Raw genomic sequence first — 21,771 nt, forward strand, 5'->3', positions numbered from 1 at the left:
CCTGGCCCAGGACGGGCCTTTGGGCAATTTCCCCGATCCAAGGTGTAAATCCCGACGCTGCTGGTGCGTTTTCAGAACAGGAAAACCTGTCAATGCGCACCCCTTCTCGGCTGCGCATCCGGCCGGTGGCCGTTTTGCTCAAATTGCAGCGTGAGGGGTCCACAGATGTCAGCCGTTACCAGCCTTATGGAAGATCAGCCGGTGGGGCTTGCCGCCCCGGTGGCCGAGACGCTCTACCAGTTCGACGAGTCGCCCCTGCTGGCTCGCCAGAATCGCCAGGAGTCCAATGCCCGCAGCTATCCGCGACGCATCCCCCTGGCCCTCAAGCGCGCCAGCGGTATCCACGTCGAGGATGTCGAGGGGCGGCGCTTCATCGATTGTCTGGCCGGTGCCGGGACTTTGGCCCTGGGCCACAACCATCCGGTGGTGATCGCGGCGATCCAGCAGGTACTGGCCGATGAACTGCCGCTGCTGACCCTGGACCTGACCACGCCGGTCAAGGACCAGTTTGTCCAGGACCTGTTCGGCCTGCTGCCCGAGGCCCTGGCCGCCGAGGCCAAGATCCAGTTCTGTGGGCCCACTGGCACCGATGCGGTGGAAGCAGCGCTGAAGCTGACCCGGACCGCCACCGGGCGCAGCACCGTGCTGTCGTTCCAGGGTGCCTACCATGGTATGAGCCAAGGCTCGCTGAGCCTGATGGGCAGCCTGGGACCCAAGCGGGCGTTGGCCGGGCTGTTGAACAACGGCGTGCAGTTCCTGCCGTTCCCCTATGACTATCGTTGCCCGTTCGGGCTCGGTGGCGCCGCCGGGGTCAAGGCCAACCTGAACTACCTGGAGAACCTGCTCTGCGATCCGGAAGCCGGCGTGGCGTTGCCGGCAGCGGTGATCGTCGAGACGGTACAGGGCGAGGGGGGCGTGATCCCGGCCGACCTGGAATGGCTGCGCGGCCTGCGTCGTATCACCGAGAAAGCCGGGGTGGCGCTGATCGTCGACGAGATCCAGAGCGGTTTCGGACGCACCGGCAAGATGTTCGCCTTCGAGCATGCCGGGATCATCCCGGACGTGGTGGTGCTGTCCAAGGCCATCGGTGGCAGCTTGCCGCTGGCGGTGATGGTCTATCGCGACTGGCTCGATACCTGGCAGCCCGGCGCCCATGCCGGCACCTTCCGTGGCAACCAGATGGCCATGGCCGCAGGTTCCGCGGTGATGCGCTATCTCAAGGAACACCGGGTGACCGAACACGCGGCGGCCATGGGCGAGCGCCTGCGCGAGCACCTGCTGATCCTGCAGCGCGACTACCCGCAACTGGGCGATGTACGTGGCCGGGGCTTGATGCTGGGGGTGGAACTGGTGGACCCGCAAGGTACGCCGGACGCCCTGGGGCATCCGCCGCAACATCGACGCCTGGCGCCGCTGGTGCAGCGCGAATGCCTCAAGCGCGGGCTGATCCTGGAGCTGGGCGGGCGCCATGGCAGCGTGGTGCGCTTCCTGCCGCCGCTGGTGATCAGCGCGGCGCAGATCGACCAGGTGGCGGAGATCTTCAGCAAGGCGGTGGCCGCCGCCGTGGCTGGCCTCTAATTTTTCGCGGCCCTGGTTCGTTACTTCTACACCATCGCCGCGCCTGGGCGCGGCGACACTCATTCAGTGATGGAGACAAGCAATGACTTCCGTATTCGACCGCGACGACATCCTGTTCCAGGTAGTGGTCAACCATGAAGAGCAATATTCGATCTGGCCTGACTACAAGGCCGTGCCACAAGGCTGGCGCACCGTGGGCAAGAGCGGCTTCAAGAAAGACTGCCTGGCCTACATCGAGGAAGTCTGGACCGACATGCGTCCCTTGAGCCTGCGCCAGAAGATGGATCAGCAAGCGGTTGCCGGCTAAGCCATCGCAGCCATGAAAAAGCCCGCTGGACGTTCGGTCCAGCGGGCTTTTTCGTGCCTGGGGCTCAAGCGCGCTTGACGGCTTGCAGGGTGTAGCTCAGCGGCAGGCGCCAGGGCGCATGCTTGAGTCGATATTCGCCGTGTTCGTCGGCGTCCATCTGCCCGGGCAAGGCTTCCCATGGAATGCTCTGGTGCTCCACCAAACCGGTGATTTCCAGGCCCTGGCCCAGCAGTGCGCTGATGATTTCGCCCAGGCCATGGTTCCATTCGTGGGTGACCGTGGCCTCCAGCTTCTTGTCGGTCTCCACGTAAGTGCTGCTGTCGTCCCAGACCAAGGGTTCGCTGCGTTCGAAGTAGGGCAGTTCCACCCGTAGTGAATCGCTGTGACCCTCGTTGATCGCCCAGAGCATCGGGTGCCCTTCGCGGATGAACAGGCGGCCACCGGGCTTGAGCAGGGCGCCCACGGTACGGGCCCATTGCTCGATACTCGGCAACCAGCACAGGGCGCCGATGCCGGTGTAGACCAGGTCGAAGCTGGCCGCCGGCAACACTTCGGCTGCCTTGTAGACATCCGACTCGTGGTAGTCGATGGCGGCGTCGCAGCGCTGGGCCAGGGTGCGGGCCTCGGCGAGAGACGCGGGGGAGAAGTCCAGGCCGCTCATCTGTGCCCCCAGGCGAGCCAGGGACAGGGTGTCGGTGCCGATATGGCATTGCAGGTGCACGCCGCGCAGGCCACGGATATCCCCCAGCAGCGGCAGGTCGAAACGCACCACGTCGGAGAGGTATTGCGGGTCTTCGACGAAGCGCTGCACGCCATAGTCCGGCGAAGCGGCATGCAGGGGCGCGCGTTCGTCCCAGTTGGTCTTGTTGAGGCTGACGTAATCGCTCATGGCGCTCTTCCTAGGGTCTATTTAGGCGAGGCGCAGACTAGCACCGGGAAATGAGCGCGATCTTGAGGAAATATGTAAGCGCCGCCGCGCCACTTGTAGCCGTTGCCGAGCTTGCGAGGCTGCGCAAAGGTCCGCAGGACTTGCCTGGCGATTGCCTGCCGAGCCTCCTGCGCCTTGAGAATGCGGCCTCCCTTCGACGGGGTGCCGCCCAGACCGTTTGCGGCTTCGGCAACGGTTACAGGCTCAGCTTTGCGGGGCCAGGGCCTGGGTGATCTTCTGCAGGTTGCCCTCCAGCTCGCTGGCCGGATCGGCGCCATCGGTTTCCAGCACCAGCAACTGGCTGCCGCCGGCGTCGATGGCGGCCTTCAGCGCTTGCGACGGTTGCCGGTGGTGCAGGACCAGCGCCACGTCGTGCTCCTTGAGCTGGGTTTGCAGCGCCTTGAGGGCCTCTGGCGTCCATTGATCGTCGGCCCGGGCATCCACGGCCACCAGTTCCAGGTTCAAGCCGCTGACCAGGTAGCCGAAATGCTCGGACAGGCTCAGCACGCTGAGGTTGTCGGCTTCGGCCAGGCGCGCCTCGCTGTCGGCGCTGAGCTTGAGCAGGCGCTGTTTCAAGTTGGCCAGGTTGCTCTCGATTCGAGGTTTGGCCATGGGGGCCAGGCGCACCAGGTCGGCTGCCAGCACGTCGGCCATGCGCCCCAGGTTATTGCTCGACAACCATGGCTGGGCGTTCAGGCCGTCGCTCTTGCCCGGCTGCAGGGCGACGCCGGGCAGGGCGCCATCCACGGGGCGTGCGGCATCGATTTCGACGATGCGGATATTGCTGCGCCGGGCATTGGGATACAGCGGGTCGTCCGGCCAGATCGAACGCAGGCCGATCACTGCGTCGGCACCCTGGGCCAGCTTGCCCAGGGCCGGGGCACCGCGCCCGGTGAAGTAGGCGGTCTGCCGCGAGCCCGGCAGGTTGGCCGGGGCGGCCCGCTCGAGCTTGACGTCGGTGCCTTGCAGCAGGATTTGCCCCAGGCCGAAGGTCACCGGCAGCGAGGCCAGCACCGTCAATGGCTGTTGGGTGGCGGCGGGGGCCGGTTGGCCCTGGCGGACATTGTCCGCTGCCGACAGAGCCGGGGCATGGAGCAGGCCGAAGAGGGCCAGGATCAGGGTCAGGCGAGGCAGTGACAGATGAGGTGATGAATTGTGCATTTATCCGATATTCCCTTTCAGGCTGGGGACGGTCCCGCGGGCGATGGCGGCCAGGGCGAAGCAGATGCCGGCCACCAGGATGATCGCGGCGCCGGAGGGGACCGGCAGGTCGAAGACGATCGGCAGCAGGATGCCGCACAAGGTGCAGAGGGTGGCGATGCTCACCGAGATCCAGAAGAACCCCTTGAGCGACTGGCTGAGCAGGCGCGCCGCGGCGGCCGGGATCACCAGCAGGGCGCCGACCAGGATCGCGCCGATGACTTTCACCGCGGCCACGGTGATCAGCGTCACCAGGATCACGAACAGGTAGTCCAGGGCCTTCACCGCTACGCCACGCACCGCCGCCAGCTGTGGGTTGAAGCTGGCCAGCATGATGCGGTTGTACAGCGGCAGGCTCAGGCCCAGGACCATGGCGCCGACGACCAGCAGCACCAGCAGGTCGTCGCCATTGACCGTGAGCACCGAGCCGAACAGCACGTTTTCCAGGATATGCACGTTGATCTTGCCGGCCAGGACCAGCAGCAGGCTGGCGCCCAGCGCCAGGGACACCGAGAGGAAGACCCCGATCAGCGTGTCCGGGGCCAGGCCGGTGCGATTGCGCAGGTAGTTGAGCAGGATGCCGAACAACAGGCAGTAGCCGAACAAGCTGCCGTAGGGGCCCGTATAGGGTTCGCCCAAGAGGATGCCGATGGCCACTCCGGTCAGGGCGGCGTGGCCCACGGCTTCGGAGAAGAAGGCGAAGCGCTTGACCACGACCAGGGTGCCCAGGCCTCCGAGCACCGGGCCGATCAGCAGGCCGGCGAGCAGGGCGTTGACCACGAAACCGTAGGCCAGGGCCTCCGGCAAGTAGCCTGAAGAGGCCCAGCCCTGGACCATCAGGCGGAAAGCTTCATAACTCATCAGGCAACGCTCCCGGCGGCTCGTGGATGGGTGGAAAACAGGCTGAGCAGGCGCTCCGGCGTCAGGGTCTGCTGCGCCGGGCCGTCGAACAGCACCCGGCGATTGAGACCGGTGACCCGGTCCGCCAGGCGTCCCACGGCTTCCAGGTCGTGCTCGATCCATAACAGGGTGATGCCGCGCTGGCGCCAGTCCTGGAGCAAGCGCTCGAAGACCTGGATCCCGGCTTCGTCCAGGGCCGACATGGGCTCGTCCAGCACCACCAGTTGCGGTGCCGGGATCAGGCCCTGGGCCAGCAGCACCCGTTGGCGCTCGCCGCCGGACAGGGCGCCCATGCGCCGCTTGCGCTTGTCCTGCATGCCGACTTGCTCCAGGGCTTCGCCGATGGCCTTGGCGTAGTGCCGGCTCAGGCCGAGAAACGCCGGCCGGCGCTGGCACATGGCGGCCATGAAATCGTCCACGGTCATCGGCAGGCCACGATCGAACTCCAGGGCCTGGGGTACATAGCCGATGGTGCCCGGGGCGTCCGGCCACTGCAGGCGCAACTGGCCCTGGTGGGGCATCTGTCCCAGCAGGGTCTTGATCAGTGAACTCTTGCCGCCACCGTTGGGGCCGACCAGGGCGTGCAGGCTGCCGGGCTGCACCTGGAACGTCACCTGGTCGAGGATGGTGGTGCGGCCCAGGACCAGGCTGACCTGGTCGAACTCGATGGCCGGGCCCCGCAGCAGGGTCTCGATGGCGGTCATGCTCCGGCCTCCTGGATGGCGCGGACCACGGTATCGAGGTTGCCCTTCATTTCCTTCTCGTACTTGTCGGCGCTGTAGTCACCGTAGGAAATGTGCGAGAGCGGGTAGAGCTTGACCCCGGATTCGCGCTGGATGGTATCGACGTAGGTGGAGGGGAAGTCCATCTCCGAGAAGATCACCTTGACGTCCAGTTCGCGCAGTTGATCGATGGTCTTCTTCAACTGGCTGGGGCTGGGCTCGATGCCGTGGGCCGGCTCGACCACGGCGGTGACTTCCAGGCCGAATTCGCGCAGCAGGTAGTCGTAGGCGGCATGCACCGTGGCCACCCGCAGGTCGGCGTTGGGTGCCTGGGTCAGCTTGGCCAGGGCATCGGCGCGCATCTGCCGCAGGTGCTTGCCGTAGGCGCGGGCGTTCTGGGTATAGATCTTGGCGTTGGCCGGGTCCATCTTGCCCAGCTCCCGAGCGATGTTGTTGACCTGGGCGATGGATGCGCTGATGGACAGGAAGGTGTGCGGGTTGACCACCTTGCCGGCGCCGCGGGCGGCGATGCCGGTGGCGGCCAGCAGCGGTACGTTCTCGTTGGCCTCGATCACCGGGATGTCCGGGCGCTCGCTGGTGGCGATCATGCGGTCGGCGAAGTCGTCGTGGCCCACGCCGTTGAGCACGATCACGTCCAGGGTGCCGATGCGCTTGATGTCCTCGGCGCGGGGTTCGTAGGCGTGGGGGTTGAAGCCGGCCGGGATCAGCGGCACCACGTCGGCCTTGTCACCGACGATGTTGGCCACATAGCTGTAGTAGGGGTGCAGGGTGATGCCGATGCGCAGGCGCTTGGCGCCATCGGCGCTGGCCAGGGGGCTGAGGAGGAGGGCCAGCAGGCTGACCAGCAGCACCTGCAAGAATGGACGACGTGGAGATGAAATGGGCATGGGCTAGGGGTCTTCTCTCGGGGGGAATGCGTGGGCTCAGTGGCGGTGCTGGCGGGTCACTCCGGCATCGAATTGCGCCACCACCTGCTGCCAGCCGGCGGCGATCAGCTGTTGCTGGCCAAGGTCATGGGGAACGCTGGCCGAGGGGCTGCGGTTGAGCCAGATATCCACCTGGGTGTCATCCTCTGGGGCGATACGCATGAGGAAGGAGCCGGCCACCTGTGGGTTCTGGCTCAGCCCCAGGTAGGCCTGGTCCAGCACCTGCCAGGCATGTCCGCCACGGCTGACCGAGCTGGCGTCCTGGGCGAAGGGGGCGAAACCTTCCTCGGCCAGTTGCGCGGGACTGGGCAGGGCCTGGCCTTCGGTTTGCAGCAGGCGGATCTCGTCGAGGGTCACCCGCAAGTCGGCATAGATCCCTTGCTCGCCGGCGCTCAGGTCGCGGCGGGCATCCAGTTGATGGGCGGCGATGGTGTTGCGGGTATCCGCCTCGCTGTGCCACAGCACCACGCTGGCGGCTGCGCAAAGGATCAGCAGGCACAGCAGCAGGACATACAGGGTTTCATGGCCGGCGCCGGCGGGGCGCACGACCTGGGTGGTGGCAGGGGTCATGGGGCCTCGATATCCGCTTGGTCGATCTCGACGACGTGGCCGGGGCCGGCATCGAACAGGACGTAGAACTCGCTGGAGGGCTTCTTGAAGGTCAGGGTCGAGTCGTTGCCCAGCTTGCCGGGCACCAGGATGGTCTCGTCGTAGCCGATCACGTCCAGGGTCACGCCCGGGGCACCGCTACCGTCGGAAAAGCCGCCAGTGCAGCGGATCTGCTCGGCATCGATGGCCTTGCACTCGCACATCGGATTGTGGGCCAGGGCGCTGTGGCTGAATGTCGTGCCCGCGAGCAGCAGGGCTGCGGCGCCTAGGCGCCGGGTGAATGCGCGAGTCATGGTTTGCCTCCTTGTTTTTCGAGCCAGGCCACGGTGGCCGGCGAGGCCTGGCTCAGGGGAATGGCCGCCTGGTGCATGCTGCCGTCCCAGCCTTCCATGGTGATCCACAGTTCGGCGTCGGCCTTGGTCTTTTCCGGAATTGGCAGGCTGGCGCCCATGCGGTACGGGCTGCCGAAGAAGATCACTCCGGCGGCCCGCAGGCTGCGAGGCTTGCCGATGCGCAGGTAGGTGGCCTTGACCGGCTCGATGCAGGCCTGACACAGCGCGGCGTTGAAGCTTTTCAAGTAACCGGCGGGACCATCGCTGCGCGGTGGTTCGATGCGCAACTCGGCCAGGCGCAGGCTCCAGGGACCGACCTGGACTTCGCCGATCTCGCGTTCGCCCAGGCCGCTATCACCGCGAAACAGCGCGGCATCGGCGAAGTACTTGGGCATGAAGCCCAGGGGAATGAGCACCAGCAGGATATTCAGGTGAAAGCGCCACTTGTGCCAGAACCGGACGAGGGGCGAATCAGGGGCGGCGGTGTGGGTCCGGCTCACAGTGGGCTCTCCGAGGTTTCCCTGCTCAATGCCGGGGTGGGGGGACGTACGGGGCGCGCACGGGTGGCCTTTTCCTCGCGCTTGAGGGCGTTGGCGGTGGCCAGGGCGGTGCGCTTGGTCCAGATCAGCAGGCCGCTGAGCACCATCATGCTCAGCACCAGGCCGAAGAAGAACCAGATCAGCTTGACCCAGATCCCGCCGAAGTCACCGGTGTGCAGCGGGCGCATGGACTCGGTGACGAACTCCAGTGTGGAGCGGTCGCCCAGCAGGTACGAGGAGTCCAGGGAGCCGGTGTAGGGATTGATGTTGGCGGTCTGGAACATCAGTGGATACCAGCCGCGCCCGCCCACGTACAGGTGGCTATAGGCATTGCTCGGCAAGCTGACGAAGCTGATGTCGAACCCGGGAATCTTCTGGGTGGCGGTGCCGATGGCCTGTTCCAGGCTGATCATCGGCGCGGGGCTGCCGTCGGTGCTGACCGGCACCTGCTCCCGGGCGATCACCGGGACGATGGGTTCGCTGGAGATGCTGATGTGGTTGTCGCCCAGGATCGCGCGAATGAGAAACCAGATACCGGTGATGGAAATCACCGCGATGAACCAGATCGACCAGATGCCGCTCAGGCGATGGAAGTCGCCCCAGAAGATCCGTGCGCCATGGCGCAGGCGCAGGGTCGGCTTGAGAAAACCCTTCCAGAACTTCTTGTAGACCACCAGGCCGGTGATCAGCGAGATCAGCATCGGTACGCCGAGGAACGACACCAGGTACCAGCCCCAGCTGTAGCCGTTGGTGAAGGGCACCAGCCACCAGCCATGCAGGGCGCGGGTGAAGGCCTGGAAGTCGAAGTCCGGGCTCGCGCCCTGGATCGCTCCGGTATAGGGGTTGACGTACAGCGTGGGTGAGCGGCCGTCCGGATAAGTGACGTTGACGCTCAAGGCAAAATGGCTTTCATCCGGGGTGCTGATGGTGTCCACCCGGGTCTGGGGCTCGGCCCGCTGGATGGCCTGGACGATCTGATCGTAGTTCAGCGGTTGGGCATCATCGGTGGGCTTGCTGGCACGGACATCGGGGTTGGCCAGCCAGACGATTTCCTGGCTGACCACTGCCAGGGTGCCAGTGACACAGACGATCAGCACGAAGAACCAGATGGGCAGTGCCAGCCAGCTGTGCACTAGAAACCAGATTTTTGAGCGGGATTTCTTCGACATTGAATGGACGTCTTGATTCGAGGAGTGGAGCGGCACTGGAACCCTGGTCCGGGCCTGGCGTGGTTCACGCTGGGCAAGGCCATGGCCAACGCGGCCTGCTTCATCTTGTTAAGACGAATGAGAATCGTAAATCCCGAAGATGGATATGAAAGTAAATGTTACAGAGCCTTCCTGGGCCCAGAAATCAGCGTGATTTGTGAATCGGCTGATGCCGGCCCGCTGGCGTTGAGGAGGGGTTGCCGGCCACGGGGGCCGGCAATTCTCTGGCGCCAGCCGCGAAAGGCGCAGGCGCTGGAGGGATCACTGCGACTGTTGCTGGAACAGCGCTACGGCGCGCCGGTTGATCTCCTCGACCGTCAGGTTTTCCTTGCGGGTGGCGATGAACCAGACATGTCCGAAAGGATCGCGCAGGGCACCACTGCGGTCGCCATAGAACTGGTCCTTGATCGGTTCCGCTTCGCTGGCCCCGGCGGCAATCGCCCTGGCGAAGTAGCTGTCGACATCTTCGACGTACAGATGCAGGCCCACCGAGGTCTTGTGGGCTTCGGGACTGCCCATCGGCGTCTCCTCGCAAGGGCTGCCGAGCATGATGGGCGCGCCGCCGATAAGCAGCTCGGCATGGCCGACACTGCCATCGGGCATGTCCAGGCGCAGGGTTTGTACGGCGCCGAAGGCCTTCTGGTAGAACTCGATGGCTTCGGCGGCCTGGCGGATACCCAGGTAGGGAGTGACGCCAATGAAACCTTCGGGAATGGGTTTGACGCTCATGATGGGGCTCCTTGCTCTTGTTATGGGCGGTGGATCGAGCACTTTCACTCTATACCCGCAATGTTGCAGGACCGGGATGGGCCGACGAGGTGCAGTTCGGGCAGTAGCCTTCGGCAATTTGCCCAGGGATCTGGCCCAGCAATCCCCGTGAGCCTTGAGGGCGGATCTTTCGGTCCGACGGTTGCCGTCTCGACGTGCCTAGGGCGCCAGGTCATCGTTGGGTGCATCGGGCTCCAGCAGGCGGGCGCCCTGGCCGGTTTCCCCGAGATAGTCGCCCTGGTTGCGCAGCGGACAGCCTTGCATCGACAGGCAGCCGCAGCCGATGCACAGGTTCAGGCGTTCGCGCAGCAGGGTGAGTTGCTGGATGCGGGCGTCCAGCTCGCGGCTCCATTGCTCCGACAAGCGCTGCCAATCCGCGGCGCTGGGCGCACGGTCATCGGGCAGGGTGGCCAGGGCCCGGCCAATCTCCGCCAGGGGAATGCCCAGGCGCTGGGCCACTTTGATCAGCGCTACCCGGCGCAATACCGAGCGCGGATAGCGGCGTTGATTGCCCTGGTTGCGCTGGCTCTTGATCAGCCCCTTGGTTTCGTAGAAATGCAGCGCGGTGACCGCTACTCCGCTGCGGGCGGCCAGTTGGCCGACGGTGAGTTCCTTGTGGATGGTGTCGTGATCGATCATCGAGGGCGCCAAAAGTGAAAAACGGGCTTGACCTTTACTTAACTAGAGGTTTTACCCTGCCGCATATCCAACCGCAAGATCCTCTTCCGCAGTAGGGAATGACCCATGAGCGCCTTTGAAAGACATCGCAGCTTCACCCAATTGATCGAGTTCGAGATCGAGCCTCATCAACAAGAGGCGCTGGTATCGGCCCTGGCAGCGCAGAGCGAACGGCTGGCCCAGGGCTACGGCGGTTTCCTCAGTGCCAGCGTGCAGGCCAGCGACGATGGGCGGCGGGTGCTCAACTACCTGCAGTGGCAAACCCGCGAAGCCGGCGAGGCGGCGTTCCAGCGTTTCGAGAGTGGCGAGCAGGACTTCTGGCAGTTGATCCTGGCGCACCAGGCCAAGACCGTGACCTTCGGCTCCTTCCAGGTGCGCGCCAGCATCGCCCGCAGCCATGACGATGCCCTGCATTGCCATATGCTGGGCTAGATCGACAACTGCAGGGTGCGCTCGTTGAGGTTGTCCGCAGGCCGGCGCTTGTTCACCGCCAGCTCGCCGATCTTGATCAGCCGGGTCCGGGTGACGTTGCGGCTCAGCCCCAGGAGGTTGGCGGTATGCACCTGGTTGTAGTGGCTGAAGCGGTAGGCCGCGCGCAAGAGGGCATCCTCGACCTTTTCATGGAGCGCGCCGGCCTGCTCCGCGAAGAGTTTCTGGAAGGCCCGCTCCAACAGGCCCTCGGCTGAATCGTCGGGGCCGCAGTGGCCGTCGTCGGCGCGCTCGATGCGCATGTTCGACAAGCGCAGGTCGCCCTCGGCGATGACCCCGTCGCGGCAGATCAGCAGGGTGTGGTGGATGACGTTTTCCAGCTCGCGGATATTGCCCGGCCAGCTGTAGCTCTTGAGCTTGTGCTCGGCCTGCGGGCTGATGCTGATGTTGCCGTAGCCCAGGCGCTGGCTGTAGGCCTCGATGAAATGCCGGGTCAGCGGCAGGATGTCACCGGGGCGCTCGCGCAGCGGGCTCAGCTCCAGGCCGACCACATCCAGGCGGTAGTACAGGTCTTCGCGGAAATTCCCGGCGTTGATGGCCTTTTCCAGCTGCACGTTGGTGGCTGCCAGCACCCGTACATCGATGGGGATGCTCTTGCGTGATCCCAGGCGCACGACCTCGCGCTCCTGCAGCACCCGCAACAGCTTGACCTGGATGGCCATGGGCAGGTCGCCGATCTCGTCCAGGAACAAGGTGCCGCCATCGGCTTCCTCGAACCAGCCGGCCTTGGCGCTGAGGGCGCCGGTGAAGGCGCCTTTTTCATGGCCGAACAGTTCGGCTTCCACTAGGGACTCCGAAAAGGCCCCGCAGTTGACCGCCACGAAAGGGCGGTTGCGTCGTGCGCTGAGGTTGTGGATATGCCGTGCCACCAATTCCTTGCCGGTCCCGGTTTCGCCAATGATCAGCACGCTGGCCTCGCTGGGCGCCACCTGCTGCAGGTGGGCCAGCAAGGCCTGGGATTTCGGGTCCTCGAACACCTGGGCAGTGGCGCGGATCGAGGTCGCCAGGGCGGGCGAGGGGGGCAGGGTCAGAAGCTGCATGGGCATTCTCCGCAGGCAGAAGGCTAGGAATAGAAAGTCGGGGTCGGCAGGGCCTGGTTCAGCGCCCAGTCCCCCAGCTCATGGAGCTTGTAGTCCAATGGGTCGTGCAGGGTCTGGGTGCGCAGGTTGCGCCAATGCCGGTCCAGGCCCAGGGAAGCGTGGGTCGAGCGAGCCCCGGTGACCTCGAACAACCGGCTGCACAGCTCCAGGCCCTGGCGGCTGGCGGCGACCTTGGCGGTGGCGATGGCGGTGGCCAGGTGTCCCCGCTCTTCGGCGCCCAGGGCGGGGCCCTTGGCCCAGGCCTGGTCCAGCAGGACGCCAGCGCGTTCCACCAATAGGCGGATACCTTCCAGGGCCACCCAGAACTCGCCGTAGTGGCTGAGGATGTAGGGGTCTTGGCTGATGTCGCGGGCACTGGAGCGATGCCACACCCGGGTTTCGCCGAGGGTGTATTGCCGGGCCTCGGCGAAGGCGCCTTCGGCGATTCCGAGGAACATGTGGCTGAAGGTCAATTGGGCGATCAATGGGCGCAGGCAGGCGAACGGAGTGCTGAGCGGGCCCGGGTCCAGCAGCAGTTCGGATTCCTCGACCCTGACCCGCTCGAAGGTGGCGCTGCCACTGTCGGTCTGGCGCTGGCCGATATTGTTCCAGTCGTCGTGCAGGGTGATGCCGCTGCGGCCGCTGGGAATCGCCGCGATCAGCAATTTGCCGCCGTTGCTCTCGTCCACCGCCGAGGCGATGAGCATTTCCGAATCGCTGGCCCCGGAACAGAAGCTTTTCTTGCCGGAGAATTCGCGCCAGCCCCCCAGGTTCTTGACCACCGTGCGGGTGTCCAGGGGGTTGAGGGCATTGCCCCAGAACCAGTTCTTGCGTGCCGTCTGCTCGAACCAGGGTTGCCACTGTTCGGGGCGGGCGAACAGGCGCACGGTGGCCAGCATCAGGTGATGGAAGCCGAAGACATGGGCGATGGAGCTGTCGACCCTGGCGAATTCGCGAACGATCTGCAGGGTTTCGCTCCAGGAGGCGCCGAGACCGCCGAACTGGCGGGGAATGCTCAGGGCCAGCAGGCCGCTGTGGCGCAGGGCGTCGCGCTCGGCCTTGGGAGTGCCGCCGCGCTCATCGCGCTCGACGGCGCTCAGGGCGAACTCGGCGGCCAGCTGGCGGGCGGTCTGCAGGGGGGATAACAGGGCGCTTTGCGGTGTGGCAGTCACGCGGTGTTCCTCATTCTTGGCCGTCGCTGCGGCCGGGGAAGGTCGGTGCAGGAGCCGTCGCCTGGCGCCAGGGGCACCTGGCCACGGCCGACTGCGAAGCTCAGCGGTTGGGCAGCACGTCGTTGGCGATCATTTCGCCGAACGGCCCGGTCAGGTTGGTCAGGCCACGGCCGGCCAGGCTGGCGTAGGGCTCCGGTAGCAGCGGGAACACCAGTTCGGCGAAGCGGTAGGCCTCCTCCAGGTGCGGATAGCCGGAGAAGATGAAGCTGTCGATGCCCAGGTCCGCATATTCCTTGATCCGTTCGGCCACTTGCCGTGGATCGCCCACCAGCGCGGTGCCGGCGCCACCGCGTACCAGGCCGACCCCGGCCCAGAGGTTGGGCGCGATTTGCAGCTGGTCGCGGCGCCCGCCATGCAGGGCGGCCATGCGTCGCTGGCCTTCGGAGTCGAACCGCGCGAACGACTGCTGGGCGGCAGCGATGGTTTCGTCGCTGATGTGCTCGATCAGCCGGTCGGCGGCCTTCCAGGCTTGCTCTTCGGTTTCGCGCACTATGACGTGCAGGCGGATCCCGAACTTCACCTGGCGGCCCTTGCGGGCAGCGCGCTCGCGTACGTCGGCGAGCTTCTGCGCCACTGCCGCTGGCGGTTCGCCCCAGGTCAGGTAGACGTCCACCTGGTCGGCGGCCAGTTCATGGGCGGCCTCGGAGGAACCGCCGAAGTACAACGGTGGATAGGGCTTCTGCACCGGCGGGTAGAGGGCCTTGGCGTTTTGCACATGCAGGTGCTTGCCCTGGAAGTCCACGGCCTCGCCTTGCAGGACCCGACGCCAGATCCGCAGGAATTCGTCGGTAACCTCGTAGCGCTCGCCATGGCTGAGGAAGCTGCCATCGCCACGATTTTCGTCCGGGTCGCCGCCCGTCACCACGTTGATCAGCAAACGGCCGTTGGACAGGCGATCAAGGGTCGCGGCCATGCGTGCCGAGACCGTGGGCGAGATGATCCCGGGGCGGATCGCCACCAGATAGCGCAAGCGCTCGGTCAGGGGCACCAGGGCCGAGGCGATGACCCAGGAATCCTCGCAGGAGCGGCCGGTGGGAATCAGCACGCCGTGGTAGCCGAGGCTGTCCGCAGCCTGGGCCACTTGCTTGAGGTAGTTGAGAGTGACCGGGCGCGCGCCCTGGGTGGTGCCCAGGAAATGGCCGTCGCCGTGGGTCGGGAGAAACCAGAACACATCCATGTTTGCTCCTCAGGCGATTTTCAGCAGTTTGTCCGGGTGCGCGGCGAACAGCGGCGCGGCTCGTTCGGCGGCCAGGCGGATGCGTGCCTGCAGCAGTTCGCTGGTGATCCGGTAGTCGCTGAAGTCGGCCTCGGTGGCATACACGCCGATCGGCAGGGTCAGGGCCTGGAAGAAGCTGAACAGTGGGCGCAACTGGTGGTCCAGGACCAGGGCATGCCGCTCGCTGCCGCCGGTGGCGGCCAACAGGACCGGGGTGTCCACCAGGGCGTTGAGGTCGATCAGGTCGAACAGGTGCTTGAGCAGGCCCGGATAGGAGCCGCGATATACCGGGGCGGCGACGATCAGCAGGTCGGCGTTCTCGATGGCTTGCAACTCGGCCTCCACTTCAGGCGGCAGTTCCTGGCGCGACAGGGCCGCACCTACGGGCCGGGCAATGTCGCCCAGCTCGATCAGGTGGCTGGCGATCGGCAGTTGGCTCGACAGTTCGGCCAGCAGGGCCTGGGTCAGGACCAGGGTCCGGGATGGACGCCAGGTACCACCGGAGAGAGCAACGACATTCAAGGGACGGGACATGGACAACTCCTTGGCAAAGACAGTGGCTCGACGAGCCATGGCAGGTGCCAGGCCCTGGAGCAAGAGCTGTACCAACCCCTTGTTAGCCTTGTGCCACGTGGCTTGCGCCTTGTGACCAAGGTGTGGCTGTTGTTGGACCAGCACTGTTTTGTTGATCGACTGTTGCCAGCGCAACAGTTGCCCTGGCAACAGTTGGATGACGGGATGCGGTTGTTATAAAGGCTGTTTTTTATTCCGTAAAAGAGCGTATTTCTCTATTTATAGAATTATTGTGAATATTGCTGTTGGTGGGTGTCGATTCATGAACAGTCGATAGCGACTATCGAGCGGGATGATTTTTGCCCCGCTCGGCCCGCGAGTAGCCTGGCTCCATCGTTCGCAATCTGCTCCAGGTGCCCGCCATGAAGGCTTTACCCGTGGTCTTGCTGTTGTTGCTTTCCTGTGTCCTGGCCGGTTGCGCCAGCCCTGGTGCTCCGGAACTGCGTCCCTATACCGCCCAGGAAACCCGCGAGCTGGCCCTGGAGGCCCTGAGCCGGCGCGGCTTGTCGTTCGAGGAATACCAGCAGAAGAAGGCCGAATTGCAGGAGCATTCGGCGACCTTCGACAACAGCGGTGAAATGAGCGCCCAACGTAGTATCAGTCGTATCCAGCCGGCCAGTTGAAGAAGACTGTACCGGTCGAAGTTTCCGTCAACTGTCCGTGGGTTTCGCTGTGGGCGTGGAGTAGGGTCGAAGCCTGACCAACCTGCTCCCGGATTCTTCAAACCATGCCGCTTGCCCCCGACCTGCTGTTGGCGTTCTCACTGTTTGCCCTGGTCACTTCGATTACCCCCGGCCCTAACAACACCATGTTGCTGGCCTCGGGCGTGAACTTCGGTTTCAGTCGCTCGATCCCGCATATCCTCGGCATCAGCTGCGGTTTCTTCGTGCTGGTGCTGGCGGTCGGCCTGGGCCTGGGGGCGGTGTTCGAGGCTTATCCACTGCTGTACGGCGTGCTGCGTTATGTCGGGGCGGCCTACCTGCTGTACCTGGCGTGGAAGATCGCCCGTTCCGGCCCTCTGTCCGACGAGCCACAAGGCCAGGGGCGGCCCCTGGGGTATTGGGGCGCCGCGGCGTTCCAGTGGGTCAACCCCAAGGCCTGGGTCATGGCTGTGGGTGCCATCAGCACCTATACGCCGCTGCAAGGCTATTTCACCAATGTGCTGGTAATCGCCGCGGTATTCGCCCTGATCAATGCCCCGACCGTCAGTCTCTGGGCGGCCTGCGGCAGCCTGCTGCGCAATGTGTTGCGCAATCCACGCTGGTTGCGCCTGTTCAACCTGGGGATGGCGGTGCTGCTGGTGCTGTCTTTGGTACCACTGTTGGTGGAAAGCCTTTGTTAAGTCCCACTTCAATTTTGCGGTCCTGGCCTGTTAAGCTGGCTGCCAGGAGCGTTCCTACGCACTTACAAGTGAAGTCCTCTTCCTTTAAGCATCTGATCGGGTATCGCTTCGCTGACTACCGTTGATGCGCCTGCTGCGAATGACGCGTCGATGGCTCTTCTTTTTCGAGCCGACCCCGGTCCTGGAACAAGCTCTGCAGGTTTTCAGCCATGAACACACGTCCTCTTTATCTTGATTACGCCGCCACTACACCGGTGGATGAGCGGGTCATCCAGGTGATGCTCGAGTGCCTGGGCTTCGATGGCAATTTCGGCAATCCGGCGTCCAGTTCCCATGCCTTCGGCCAACAGGCGCGCCGTAGCGTCGAGCACGCGCGGCAGCAGGTGGCGCAATTGGTCGGCGCGCAGCCGGAGCAGATCGTCTGGACGTCGGGGGCCACCGAGTCCAACAACCTGGCGCTCAAGGGCGTGATGCAGGCCCGCGGCCATGTCATCACCAGCCAGATCGAACACAAGGCGGTTCTGGATACTGCCCGGCAGTTGCAGGATGCCGGCGTGGCGGTGACCTACCTGGCCCCCGATGCCGATGGACTGATCAGCCCCGAGGCAGTGAGCCGGGCCATGCGGGATGACACCGTGCTGGTGTCGTTGATGCTGGTGAACAATGAACTCGGTACTCTCAACGACATCCCGGCCATCGGCCAGGTGGTCCGTGAGCACGGGGCCTTGTTGCATGTGGACGCCGCCCAGGGCGCAGGCAAGGTCGCCATCGATCTCGCCCGCTGGCCGGTGGACCTGATGTCGTTTTCCGCCCACAAGCTCTATGGCCCCAAGGGCATTGGCGCCTTGTATGTCGGGCCCCGGGCTCGCCAGCAATTGCAGGCACAGATCCATGGCGGCGGGCATGAAGGGGGGCTGCGTTCCGGGACGTTGGCCACCCACCAGATTGCCGCCATGGGTGCGGCCTTTGCTTTGGCGGGGGAGTCGTGGCAGGAGGAGACTGCAAAGATCGCCCGCCTGCGCCAGCGGCTGCTCGGGCAATTGGCCGATGTCGCCGGCCTGCGCCTCAATGGCAGTGAGACCCAGCGCATACCCCATACCTTGAGCCTGACCTTCGCCGAAGGTGGGTTCGATGCGACCGCATTGAGTGCATCCATGGCGTTTTCAGCCACGTCGGCCTGCAATTCGGCAAGCAATGCCCCGTCCCATGTGCTGTTGGCGCTGGGGCTCGATGCCCGGCAGGCCGGCAGGACCATTCGCCTGAGTCTCGGGCGTTTCACCACCGAGCAGGATGTGGACCGTGCAGCACAACTGATCAAGGCGTCACTCGCCACTGCTCCGGCATTCTGGGCCGGAGCCAAGACCTGAGGATCGGGCGGCCCCGATCTTCCATAACAATGATTAGCCGGTTAAGGAGACACAATGAGTACGCAGCCTTCGACCAACGCAGGGGTCCCCCAGCGTCTGGCGCATGTCCGCCAGTTGATGAACCGCGAGGGTATCCATGCCCTGCTGGTACCTTCGGCCGACCCGCATCTGTCGGAGTACCTGCCGGGATACTGGCAGGGGCGTCAATGGTTGTCGGGTTTCCACGGTTCGGTCGGCACTCTGGTCGTGACCGCGGACTTTGCCGGTGTTTGGGTCGATAGTCGTTACTGGGAGCAGGCCGCCAAGGAACTCAAGGGCAGCGGCATCGAGCTGATGAAGCTCTTGCCTGGCCAGCCCGGTCCCCTGGACTGGCTGGCGCAGCAGACGCCTGCCGGCGCTGTGGTTGCAGTGGATGGTGCGGTCATGGCGCTGGCGTCGGCCCGTACCCTGGGCGACAAGCTGGCCGAGCGTGGAGCCAGCCTGCGTACCGATATCGATCTGCTCCAGGAGGCCTGGAGTGATCGCCCGGCCTTGCCCGACCAACCGGTGTACCAGCACCTGCCACCCCAGGCCACGCAAAGCCGGGTGGAGAAGCTCGCGGCGCTGCGTGAGGGGCTGAAAGAGCGTGGTGCGGACTGGCATTTCATCGCCACCCTGGATGACATCGCCTGGCTGTTCAACCTGCGTGGCGCGGATGTGTCCTTCAACCCGGTATTCGTTTCCTTCGCCCTGGTCAGCCAGCAACAGGCCACCCTGTTCGTGGCCCTGGACAAGGTCGATGCGCAGCTGCGCGCGGTATTAGAGGCCGATGGCGTCAGCCTGCGTGATTATTCCCAGGTGGCGGCGGCGCTGGGTACGGTACCTGGCACCGCGAGCCTGCTGATCGATCCGGCACGGGTCACGGTGGGGCTGCTCGAGCACCTCGATCCACAGGTAAGGCTGGTCGAAGGGCTCAACCCCACGACCCTGGCCAAGTCGCGCAAGAGCCTGGCCGATGCCGAACACATTCGCCAGGCCATGGAGCAGGACGGTGCGGCGTTGTGCGAATTCTTCGCCTGGCTGGACGGTGCGTTGGGCCGTGAGCGCATCACCGAACTGACCATCGATGAGCGCCTGACCGCGGCCCGTGAGCGGCGTCCGGGGTATGTGTCGCTGAGCTTCAATACCATCGCGGCGTTCAACGCCAATGGCGCGATGCCCCATTACCACGCCACTGCCCAGGAGCATGCGGTGATCGAGGGTGACGGCCTGTTGCTGATCGACTCCGGCGGCCAGTACCTGGGGGGCACCACCGACATCACGCGCATGGTGCCGATCGGCACGCCCAGCGCCGAGCAGAAGCGTGACTGCACCCGGGTGCTCAAGGGGGTCATCGCGCTGTCCCGTGCGCAGTTCCCACGGGGCATTCTCTCGCCCTTGCTGGACGCCATCGCCCGTGCGCCGATCTGGGCCGACGGCGTGGACTATGGGCACGGTACCGGGCACGGCGTCGGGTATTTCCTCAATGTCCATGAAGGTCCGCAGGTGATCGCCTATCAGGCGGCGCCGACACCGCAGACGGCGATGCAGCCGGGAATGATCACCTCCATCGAGCCCGGGACCTATCGCCCTGGACGTTGGGGGGTGCGTATCGAGAACCTGGTGTTGAACCGCGAGGCGGGTCGCACCGAGTTCGGCGAGTTCCTGCGTTTCGAAACCCTGACCCTGTGCCCCATCGATACCCGTTGCCTGGAGCCTTCGTTGCTCACTGAGGAAGAGCGTGAGTGGTTCAATGCCTACCACGAAGAAGTACGGCAGCGCCTGAGCCCCCTGTTGCAAGGGGCAGCGCTGGAGTGGCTGCAGGTGCGTACCGCGGCAATCTGAAAACCAGCATCTCCCGTGCAAGGCGGGTGATGCCAAGGGGCGTGTTCCCGGTGGAGGTCACCGGGAACACTCGGCCTTAGTGTGCGTCCAGTGCTTCGCGCACGAAGTCCAGGCGGTCCTGGCCAAAGAACAGCTCGTCTCCCACGAACAGGCTGGGGGCGCCGAACACTCCTCGCTGCAGTGCCTGCTCGGTCTTGTCCTTGAGCCTGGCCTTGACCTCTTCATCATTGCTCAGGTCGAAGATCTGCTGTGGATCGAAACCGCTTCGTTCCAGGACCTGGGTCACGGTGGTGGGGTCGTTGAGGTTTTGTTTGTCGACCCAGAGGGCGCGGAACAGGCAGTCGATGAAATCGACGAAACGTTCCGGCAGGCGCATCTGCACACCGGTGGTTGCGCGCATCAGCAACAGGGTGTTGATGGGGAAGTGCGGGTTGAAGTTGAGCTGCACCTGGTAGCGCCGGGCGAAACGTGCCAGGTCGTGCAGCATGTAGCGCCCCTTGGCGGGGATGCTGATGGGCGAAGCATTGCCGGTGGTCTTGAAGACGCCACCCAGGAGCATGGGTTGGTAGATCAACTGGCTGCCGGTCTGGGCACAGATTTGCGGCAGTTGGGTGTAGGCCAGGTAGGCGGTCGGGCTGCCCAGGTCGAAGAAGAACTCCACGCTTTTGCTCATGATCGGGTCTCGATGATTATTCTTGTAGAGGGTGCTTACCAGCGCTCGCTCCAGGGGCGCAGGTCCATTTCGAAGGTCCAGGCATCCCGAGGTTGGCTGTGCAGGTACCAGTAGTTCTCGGCGATATGCTCGGGATCGAGAATGCCGTCCTGGTCCTTGAGGGCGTATTTCTCGGGGAATGTGCTGCGGATGAAGTCGGTATCGATGGCGCCGTCGACTATGACGTGGGCCACGTGGATATTCATTGGCCCCAGCTCGCGGGCCATGCTCTGGGCCAGGGCGCGAATGCCATGCTTGGCTCCGGCGAAGGCGGCAAACCCCGCGGCTCCCCGCATCCCGGCGGTCGCGCCAGTGAACAGGATGGTGCCGCGCTGGCGGGTAGCCATGCGCTTGGCCACTTCGCGGGCATTGAGGAACCCGGAAAAACAGGCCATTTCCCAGATCTTGAAATACTTGCGTGCCGTTTCCTCGAGGATGCTGCACGGCACGTTGGCGCCTATGTTGAATACGAAGGCTTCGATCGGTCCGAGTTGCGTCTCGATCCGCTCGATCAGGGCGATCACTTCCTCTTCCTTGCGGGCATCACAAGCGAAGCCATGGGCTTCGCCGCCCGCCTGCTGGATGCTCTGCACCAGAGGTTGCAGTTTGTCCGCGCTGCGCCGGGTTACGCAGGCGATGAAACCTTCAGCAGCGAAACGTTTGGCAATGGCACCACCCGTGGCATCGCCGGCACCAACCACCAGTACGACTTTCTTCTTGTTCAAGGTCATGAGGGGCTCGCTCTTTGGTAAACGATCGTTAGGTAAACGAACGTTATGCTATGATTTTTCAGTCGTCAAGAATGCCTAGGGGAGCTTTCAGGGATGCGTTATTCCGCCGGTCACAAGCAGCAAACCCGTGAACGCCTGTTGCAGAGCAGTGCGGTCCAGGCCAAGGACGAAGGTTTTTCCACCGTTGGGGTCGATGCCTTGATGAAGGCCATCGGCCTGAGCGGAGGGGCTTTCTACAGCCATTTCGCTTCCAAGGACGAGCTGTTCGGTTCGATTGTCGAGCGCGAACTGCGCCAGAGCCTGGAGCGCCTGGGAGGCAACGGTCAGCATGATCGAGAGAAGTTGCGACGCTGCCTGAAGCAGTACTTGAGCATGGCCCATGTGCAGCAGCCGGGAGCGGGGTGCGCGTTGCCCGCATTGGGGGCGGAAGTTTCCCGAGGAGCCGTCGAGG

General features: G+C 64.5%; 25 protein-coding genes (1 of these 25 running past the window's edge). 8 read left to right on the forward strand and 17 right to left on the reverse strand.

Annotated features, from left to right (window positions below; genetic code table 11):
• Nucleotides 1–165: 165 nt before the first annotated feature.
• Nucleotides 166–1,578 (forward strand): aspartate aminotransferase family protein, encoded by a 1,413-nt coding sequence (locus tag H7A76_RS25200; RefSeq protein ID WP_185701018.1) that lies wholly within the window; start codon nt 166–168, stop codon nt 1,576–1,578.
• Nucleotides 1,579–1,660: 82 nt separating this feature from the next.
• Nucleotides 1,661–1,885 (forward strand): MbtH family protein, encoded by a 225-nt coding sequence (locus tag H7A76_RS25205; RefSeq protein WP_022639965.1) that lies wholly within the window; start codon nt 1,661–1,663, stop codon nt 1,883–1,885.
• Nucleotides 1,886–1,949: 64 nt separating this feature from the next.
• Here the strand turns inward: H7A76_RS25205 and H7A76_RS25210 are convergent, their stop codons facing one another.
• The 11 genes from H7A76_RS25210 to soxR form a co-directional block, all read right to left on the reverse strand.
• Nucleotides 1,950–2,774 (reverse strand): bifunctional 2-polyprenyl-6-hydroxyphenol methylase/3-demethylubiquinol 3-O-methyltransferase UbiG, encoded by an 825-nt coding sequence (locus tag H7A76_RS25210; protein WP_185701019.1) that lies wholly within the window; start codon nt 2,772–2,774, stop codon nt 1,950–1,952.
• 243 nt (nt 2,775–3,017) lie between these two features.
• Nucleotides 3,018–3,974 carry a metal ABC transporter solute-binding protein, Zn/Mn family gene (locus H7A76_RS25215; RefSeq protein ID WP_185701020.1) on the reverse strand — a complete coding sequence of 319 codons (957 nt, stop codon included), beginning with the start codon at nt 3,972–3,974 and terminating at the stop codon, nt 3,018–3,020.
• A complete protein-coding gene (locus H7A76_RS25220; RefSeq protein ID WP_185701021.1) occupies nt 3,975–4,874 on the reverse strand; it encodes a metal ABC transporter permease in 900 nt (299 codons plus the stop codon).
• Entirely contained in the window at nt 4,874–5,617 is a 744-nt protein-coding gene (locus H7A76_RS25225; protein WP_185701022.1) for a metal ABC transporter ATP-binding protein, read from the reverse strand. The genes H7A76_RS25220 and H7A76_RS25225 overlap by 1 nt, the downstream gene beginning before the upstream one ends.
• On the reverse strand, nt 5,614–6,543 hold the full coding sequence (locus H7A76_RS25230; protein ID WP_185701023.1) for a metal ABC transporter substrate-binding protein: 930 nt from the start codon (nt 6,541–6,543) through the stop codon (nt 5,614–5,616). The genes H7A76_RS25225 and H7A76_RS25230 overlap by 4 nt, the downstream gene beginning before the upstream one ends.
• Nucleotides 6,544–6,579: 36 nt before the next feature.
• Nucleotides 6,580–7,152 (reverse strand): DUF6162 family protein, encoded by a 573-nt coding sequence (locus H7A76_RS25235; RefSeq protein ID WP_185701024.1) that lies wholly within the window; start codon nt 7,150–7,152, stop codon nt 6,580–6,582.
• Entirely contained in the window at nt 7,149–7,484 is a 336-nt protein-coding gene (locus H7A76_RS25240) for a hypothetical protein (protein ID WP_185701025.1), read from the reverse strand. Before H7A76_RS25240 ends, H7A76_RS25235 begins: the two co-directional genes overlap by 4 nt.
• Nucleotides 7,481–8,023: a thiamine pyrophosphate-binding protein gene (locus H7A76_RS25245; RefSeq protein WP_185701026.1), complete on the reverse strand. Its 543-nt coding sequence runs from the start codon at nt 8,021–8,023 to the stop codon at nt 7,481–7,483. The genes H7A76_RS25240 and H7A76_RS25245 overlap by 4 nt, the downstream gene beginning before the upstream one ends.
• Nucleotides 8,020–9,231 (reverse strand): PepSY-associated TM helix domain-containing protein, encoded by a 1,212-nt coding sequence (locus H7A76_RS25250; protein ID WP_185701027.1) that lies wholly within the window; start codon nt 9,229–9,231, stop codon nt 8,020–8,022. Before H7A76_RS25250 ends, H7A76_RS25245 begins: the two co-directional genes overlap by 4 nt.
• A 300-nt stretch (nt 9,232–9,531) precedes the next feature.
• Entirely contained in the window at nt 9,532–9,999 is a 468-nt protein-coding gene (locus H7A76_RS25255) for a VOC family protein (RefSeq protein WP_185701028.1), read from the reverse strand.
• 198 nt (nt 10,000–10,197) lie between these two features.
• Nucleotides 10,198–10,677: a redox-sensitive transcriptional activator SoxR gene (soxR, locus tag H7A76_RS25260; RefSeq protein ID WP_185701029.1), complete on the reverse strand. Its 480-nt coding sequence runs from the start codon at nt 10,675–10,677 to the stop codon at nt 10,198–10,200.
• 105 nt (nt 10,678–10,782) lie between these two features.
• On the opposite strand from soxR, the gene H7A76_RS25265 reads away from it, so the two are divergent.
• Nucleotides 10,783–11,148 carry an antibiotic biosynthesis monooxygenase gene (locus H7A76_RS25265; protein WP_185701030.1) on the forward strand — a complete coding sequence of 122 codons (366 nt, stop codon included), beginning with the start codon at nt 10,783–10,785 and terminating at the stop codon, nt 11,146–11,148.
• On the opposite strand, the gene H7A76_RS25270 is transcribed toward H7A76_RS25265, so the two are convergent.
• From H7A76_RS25270 to msuE, 4 genes are all read right to left on the reverse strand, one after another.
• The gene (locus H7A76_RS25270) at nt 11,145–12,245 is read right to left on the reverse strand and encodes a sigma-54 interaction domain-containing protein (RefSeq protein WP_022639952.1); all 1,101 of its coding nucleotides are present in this window, start codon (nt 12,243–12,245) and stop codon (nt 11,145–11,147) included. The genes H7A76_RS25265 and H7A76_RS25270 overlap by 4 nt on opposite strands.
• Before the next feature lie 23 nt (nt 12,246–12,268).
• Entirely contained in the window at nt 12,269–13,456 is a 1,188-nt protein-coding gene (locus H7A76_RS25275; RefSeq protein ID WP_185701031.1) for an acyl-CoA dehydrogenase family protein, read from the reverse strand.
• A 100-nt stretch (nt 13,457–13,556) separates the two neighbouring features.
• Nucleotides 13,557–14,693 (reverse strand): FMNH2-dependent alkanesulfonate monooxygenase, encoded by a 1,137-nt coding sequence (ssuD, locus tag H7A76_RS25280; protein WP_022639950.1) that lies wholly within the window; start codon nt 14,691–14,693, stop codon nt 13,557–13,559.
• A gap of 9 nt (nt 14,694–14,702) precedes the next feature.
• A complete protein-coding gene (gene msuE, locus H7A76_RS25285; RefSeq protein ID WP_085596676.1) occupies nt 14,703–15,266 on the reverse strand; it encodes an FMN reductase in 564 nt (187 codons plus the stop codon).
• Nucleotides 15,267–15,667: 401 nt separating this feature from the next.
• Here msuE and H7A76_RS25290 point away from each other — a divergent pair, with 401 nt between their 5' ends.
• The 4 genes from H7A76_RS25290 to H7A76_RS25305 all read left to right on the forward strand — a co-directional run bounded on the left by H7A76_RS25290 (nt 15,668) and on the right by H7A76_RS25305 (nt 19,877).
• Nucleotides 15,668–15,928, forward strand: coding sequence for a hypothetical protein (locus H7A76_RS25290; protein ID WP_185701032.1), 261 nt, complete (start codon nt 15,668–15,670; stop codon nt 15,926–15,928).
• A 104-nt stretch (nt 15,929–16,032) separates the two neighbouring features.
• Nucleotides 16,033–16,647 carry a LysE family translocator gene (locus tag H7A76_RS25295; protein ID WP_185701033.1) on the forward strand — a complete coding sequence of 205 codons (615 nt, stop codon included), beginning with the start codon at nt 16,033–16,035 and terminating at the stop codon, nt 16,645–16,647.
• Nucleotides 16,648–16,856: 209 nt separating this feature from the next.
• On the forward strand, nt 16,857–18,014 hold the full coding sequence (locus H7A76_RS25300) for an aminotransferase class V-fold PLP-dependent enzyme (protein WP_185701034.1): 1,158 nt from the start codon (nt 16,857–16,859) through the stop codon (nt 18,012–18,014).
• A gap of 54 nt (nt 18,015–18,068) precedes the next feature.
• Nucleotides 18,069–19,877: an aminopeptidase P family protein gene (locus H7A76_RS25305; protein WP_185701035.1), complete on the forward strand. Its 1,809-nt coding sequence runs from the start codon at nt 18,069–18,071 to the stop codon at nt 19,875–19,877.
• A gap of 76 nt (nt 19,878–19,953) precedes the next feature.
• Here H7A76_RS25305 and H7A76_RS25310 read toward each other — a convergent pair whose 3' ends face one another.
• Together H7A76_RS25310 and H7A76_RS25315 are read right to left on the reverse strand one after the other, a co-directional pair.
• A complete protein-coding gene (locus H7A76_RS25310) occupies nt 19,954–20,550 on the reverse strand; it encodes a 2-hydroxychromene-2-carboxylate isomerase (protein ID WP_185701036.1) in 597 nt (198 codons plus the stop codon).
• A gap of 35 nt (nt 20,551–20,585) precedes the next feature.
• Nucleotides 20,586–21,320: an SDR family oxidoreductase gene (locus H7A76_RS25315; protein WP_185701037.1), complete on the reverse strand. Its 735-nt coding sequence runs from the start codon at nt 21,318–21,320 to the stop codon at nt 20,586–20,588.
• A gap of 93 nt (nt 21,321–21,413) precedes the next feature.
• Here H7A76_RS25315 and H7A76_RS25320 point away from each other — a divergent pair, with 93 nt between their 5' ends.
• Nucleotides 21,414–21,771 carry the 5' portion of a TetR/AcrR family transcriptional regulator gene (locus H7A76_RS25320; RefSeq protein WP_185701038.1) on the forward strand. The gene runs 212 nt beyond the window's last position, so 358 of the gene's 570 nt are visible here — the first part of the coding sequence; the start codon lies at nt 21,414–21,416; the stop codon falls past the right edge of the window.

The sequence above is a fragment of the Pseudomonas sp. MSSRFD41 genome, assembly GCF_014230245.1.
Classification (GTDB): domain Bacteria; phylum Pseudomonadota; class Gammaproteobacteria; order Pseudomonadales; family Pseudomonadaceae; genus Aquipseudomonas; species Aquipseudomonas piscis.

Coding starts and splice junctions, on each gene's coding strand:
- H7A76_RS25315 (WP_185701037.1), bottom strand. CDS start 21,320: ATGACCTTGAACAAGAAGAAAGTCGTACTGGTGGTTGGTGCCGGCGAT.
- H7A76_RS25240 (WP_185701025.1), bottom strand. CDS start 7,484: ATGACTCGCGCATTCACCCGGCGCCTAGGCGCCGCAGCCCTGCTGCTC.
- H7A76_RS25235 (WP_185701024.1), bottom strand. CDS start 7,152: ATGACCCCTGCCACCACCCAGGTCGTGCGCCCCGCCGGCGCCGGCCAT.
- H7A76_RS25290 (WP_185701032.1), top strand. CDS start 15,668: ATGAAGGCTTTACCCGTGGTCTTGCTGTTGTTGCTTTCCTGTGTCCTG.
- H7A76_RS25305 (WP_185701035.1), top strand. CDS start 18,069: ATGAGTACGCAGCCTTCGACCAACGCAGGGGTCCCCCAGCGTCTGGCG.
- H7A76_RS25220 (WP_185701021.1), bottom strand. CDS start 4,874: ATGAGTTATGAAGCTTTCCGCCTGATGGTCCAGGGCTGGGCCTCTTCA.
- H7A76_RS25200 (WP_185701018.1), top strand. CDS start 166: ATGTCAGCCGTTACCAGCCTTATGGAAGATCAGCCGGTGGGGCTTGCC.
- H7A76_RS25225 (WP_185701022.1), bottom strand. CDS start 5,617: ATGACCGCCATCGAGACCCTGCTGCGGGGCCCGGCCATCGAGTTCGAC.
- ssuD (WP_022639950.1), bottom strand. CDS start 14,693: ATGGATGTGTTCTGGTTTCTCCCGACCCACGGCGACGGCCATTTCCTG.
- H7A76_RS25210 (WP_185701019.1), bottom strand. CDS start 2,774: ATGAGCGATTACGTCAGCCTCAACAAGACCAACTGGGACGAACGCGCG.
- H7A76_RS25205 (WP_022639965.1), top strand. CDS start 1,661: ATGACTTCCGTATTCGACCGCGACGACATCCTGTTCCAGGTAGTGGTC.
- H7A76_RS25215 (WP_185701020.1), bottom strand. CDS start 3,974: ATGCACAATTCATCACCTCATCTGTCACTGCCTCGCCTGACCCTGATC.
- H7A76_RS25295 (WP_185701033.1), top strand. CDS start 16,033: ATGCCGCTTGCCCCCGACCTGCTGTTGGCGTTCTCACTGTTTGCCCTG.
- H7A76_RS25265 (WP_185701030.1), top strand. CDS start 10,783: ATGAGCGCCTTTGAAAGACATCGCAGCTTCACCCAATTGATCGAGTTC.
- msuE (WP_085596676.1), bottom strand. CDS start 15,266: ATGTCCCGTCCCTTGAATGTCGTTGCTCTCTCCGGTGGTACCTGGCGT.
- H7A76_RS25255 (WP_185701028.1), bottom strand. CDS start 9,999: ATGAGCGTCAAACCCATTCCCGAAGGTTTCATTGGCGTCACTCCCTAC.
- soxR (WP_185701029.1), bottom strand. CDS start 10,677: ATGATCGATCACGACACCATCCACAAGGAACTCACCGTCGGCCAACTG.
- H7A76_RS25250 (WP_185701027.1), bottom strand. CDS start 9,231: ATGTCGAAGAAATCCCGCTCAAAAATCTGGTTTCTAGTGCACAGCTGG.
- H7A76_RS25300 (WP_185701034.1), top strand. CDS start 16,857: ATGAACACACGTCCTCTTTATCTTGATTACGCCGCCACTACACCGGTG.
- H7A76_RS25310 (WP_185701036.1), bottom strand. CDS start 20,550: ATGAGCAAAAGCGTGGAGTTCTTCTTCGACCTGGGCAGCCCGACCGCC.
- H7A76_RS25230 (WP_185701023.1), bottom strand. CDS start 6,543: ATGCCCATTTCATCTCCACGTCGTCCATTCTTGCAGGTGCTGCTGGTC.
- H7A76_RS25270 (WP_022639952.1), bottom strand. CDS start 12,245: ATGCAGCTTCTGACCCTGCCCCCCTCGCCCGCCCTGGCGACCTCGATC.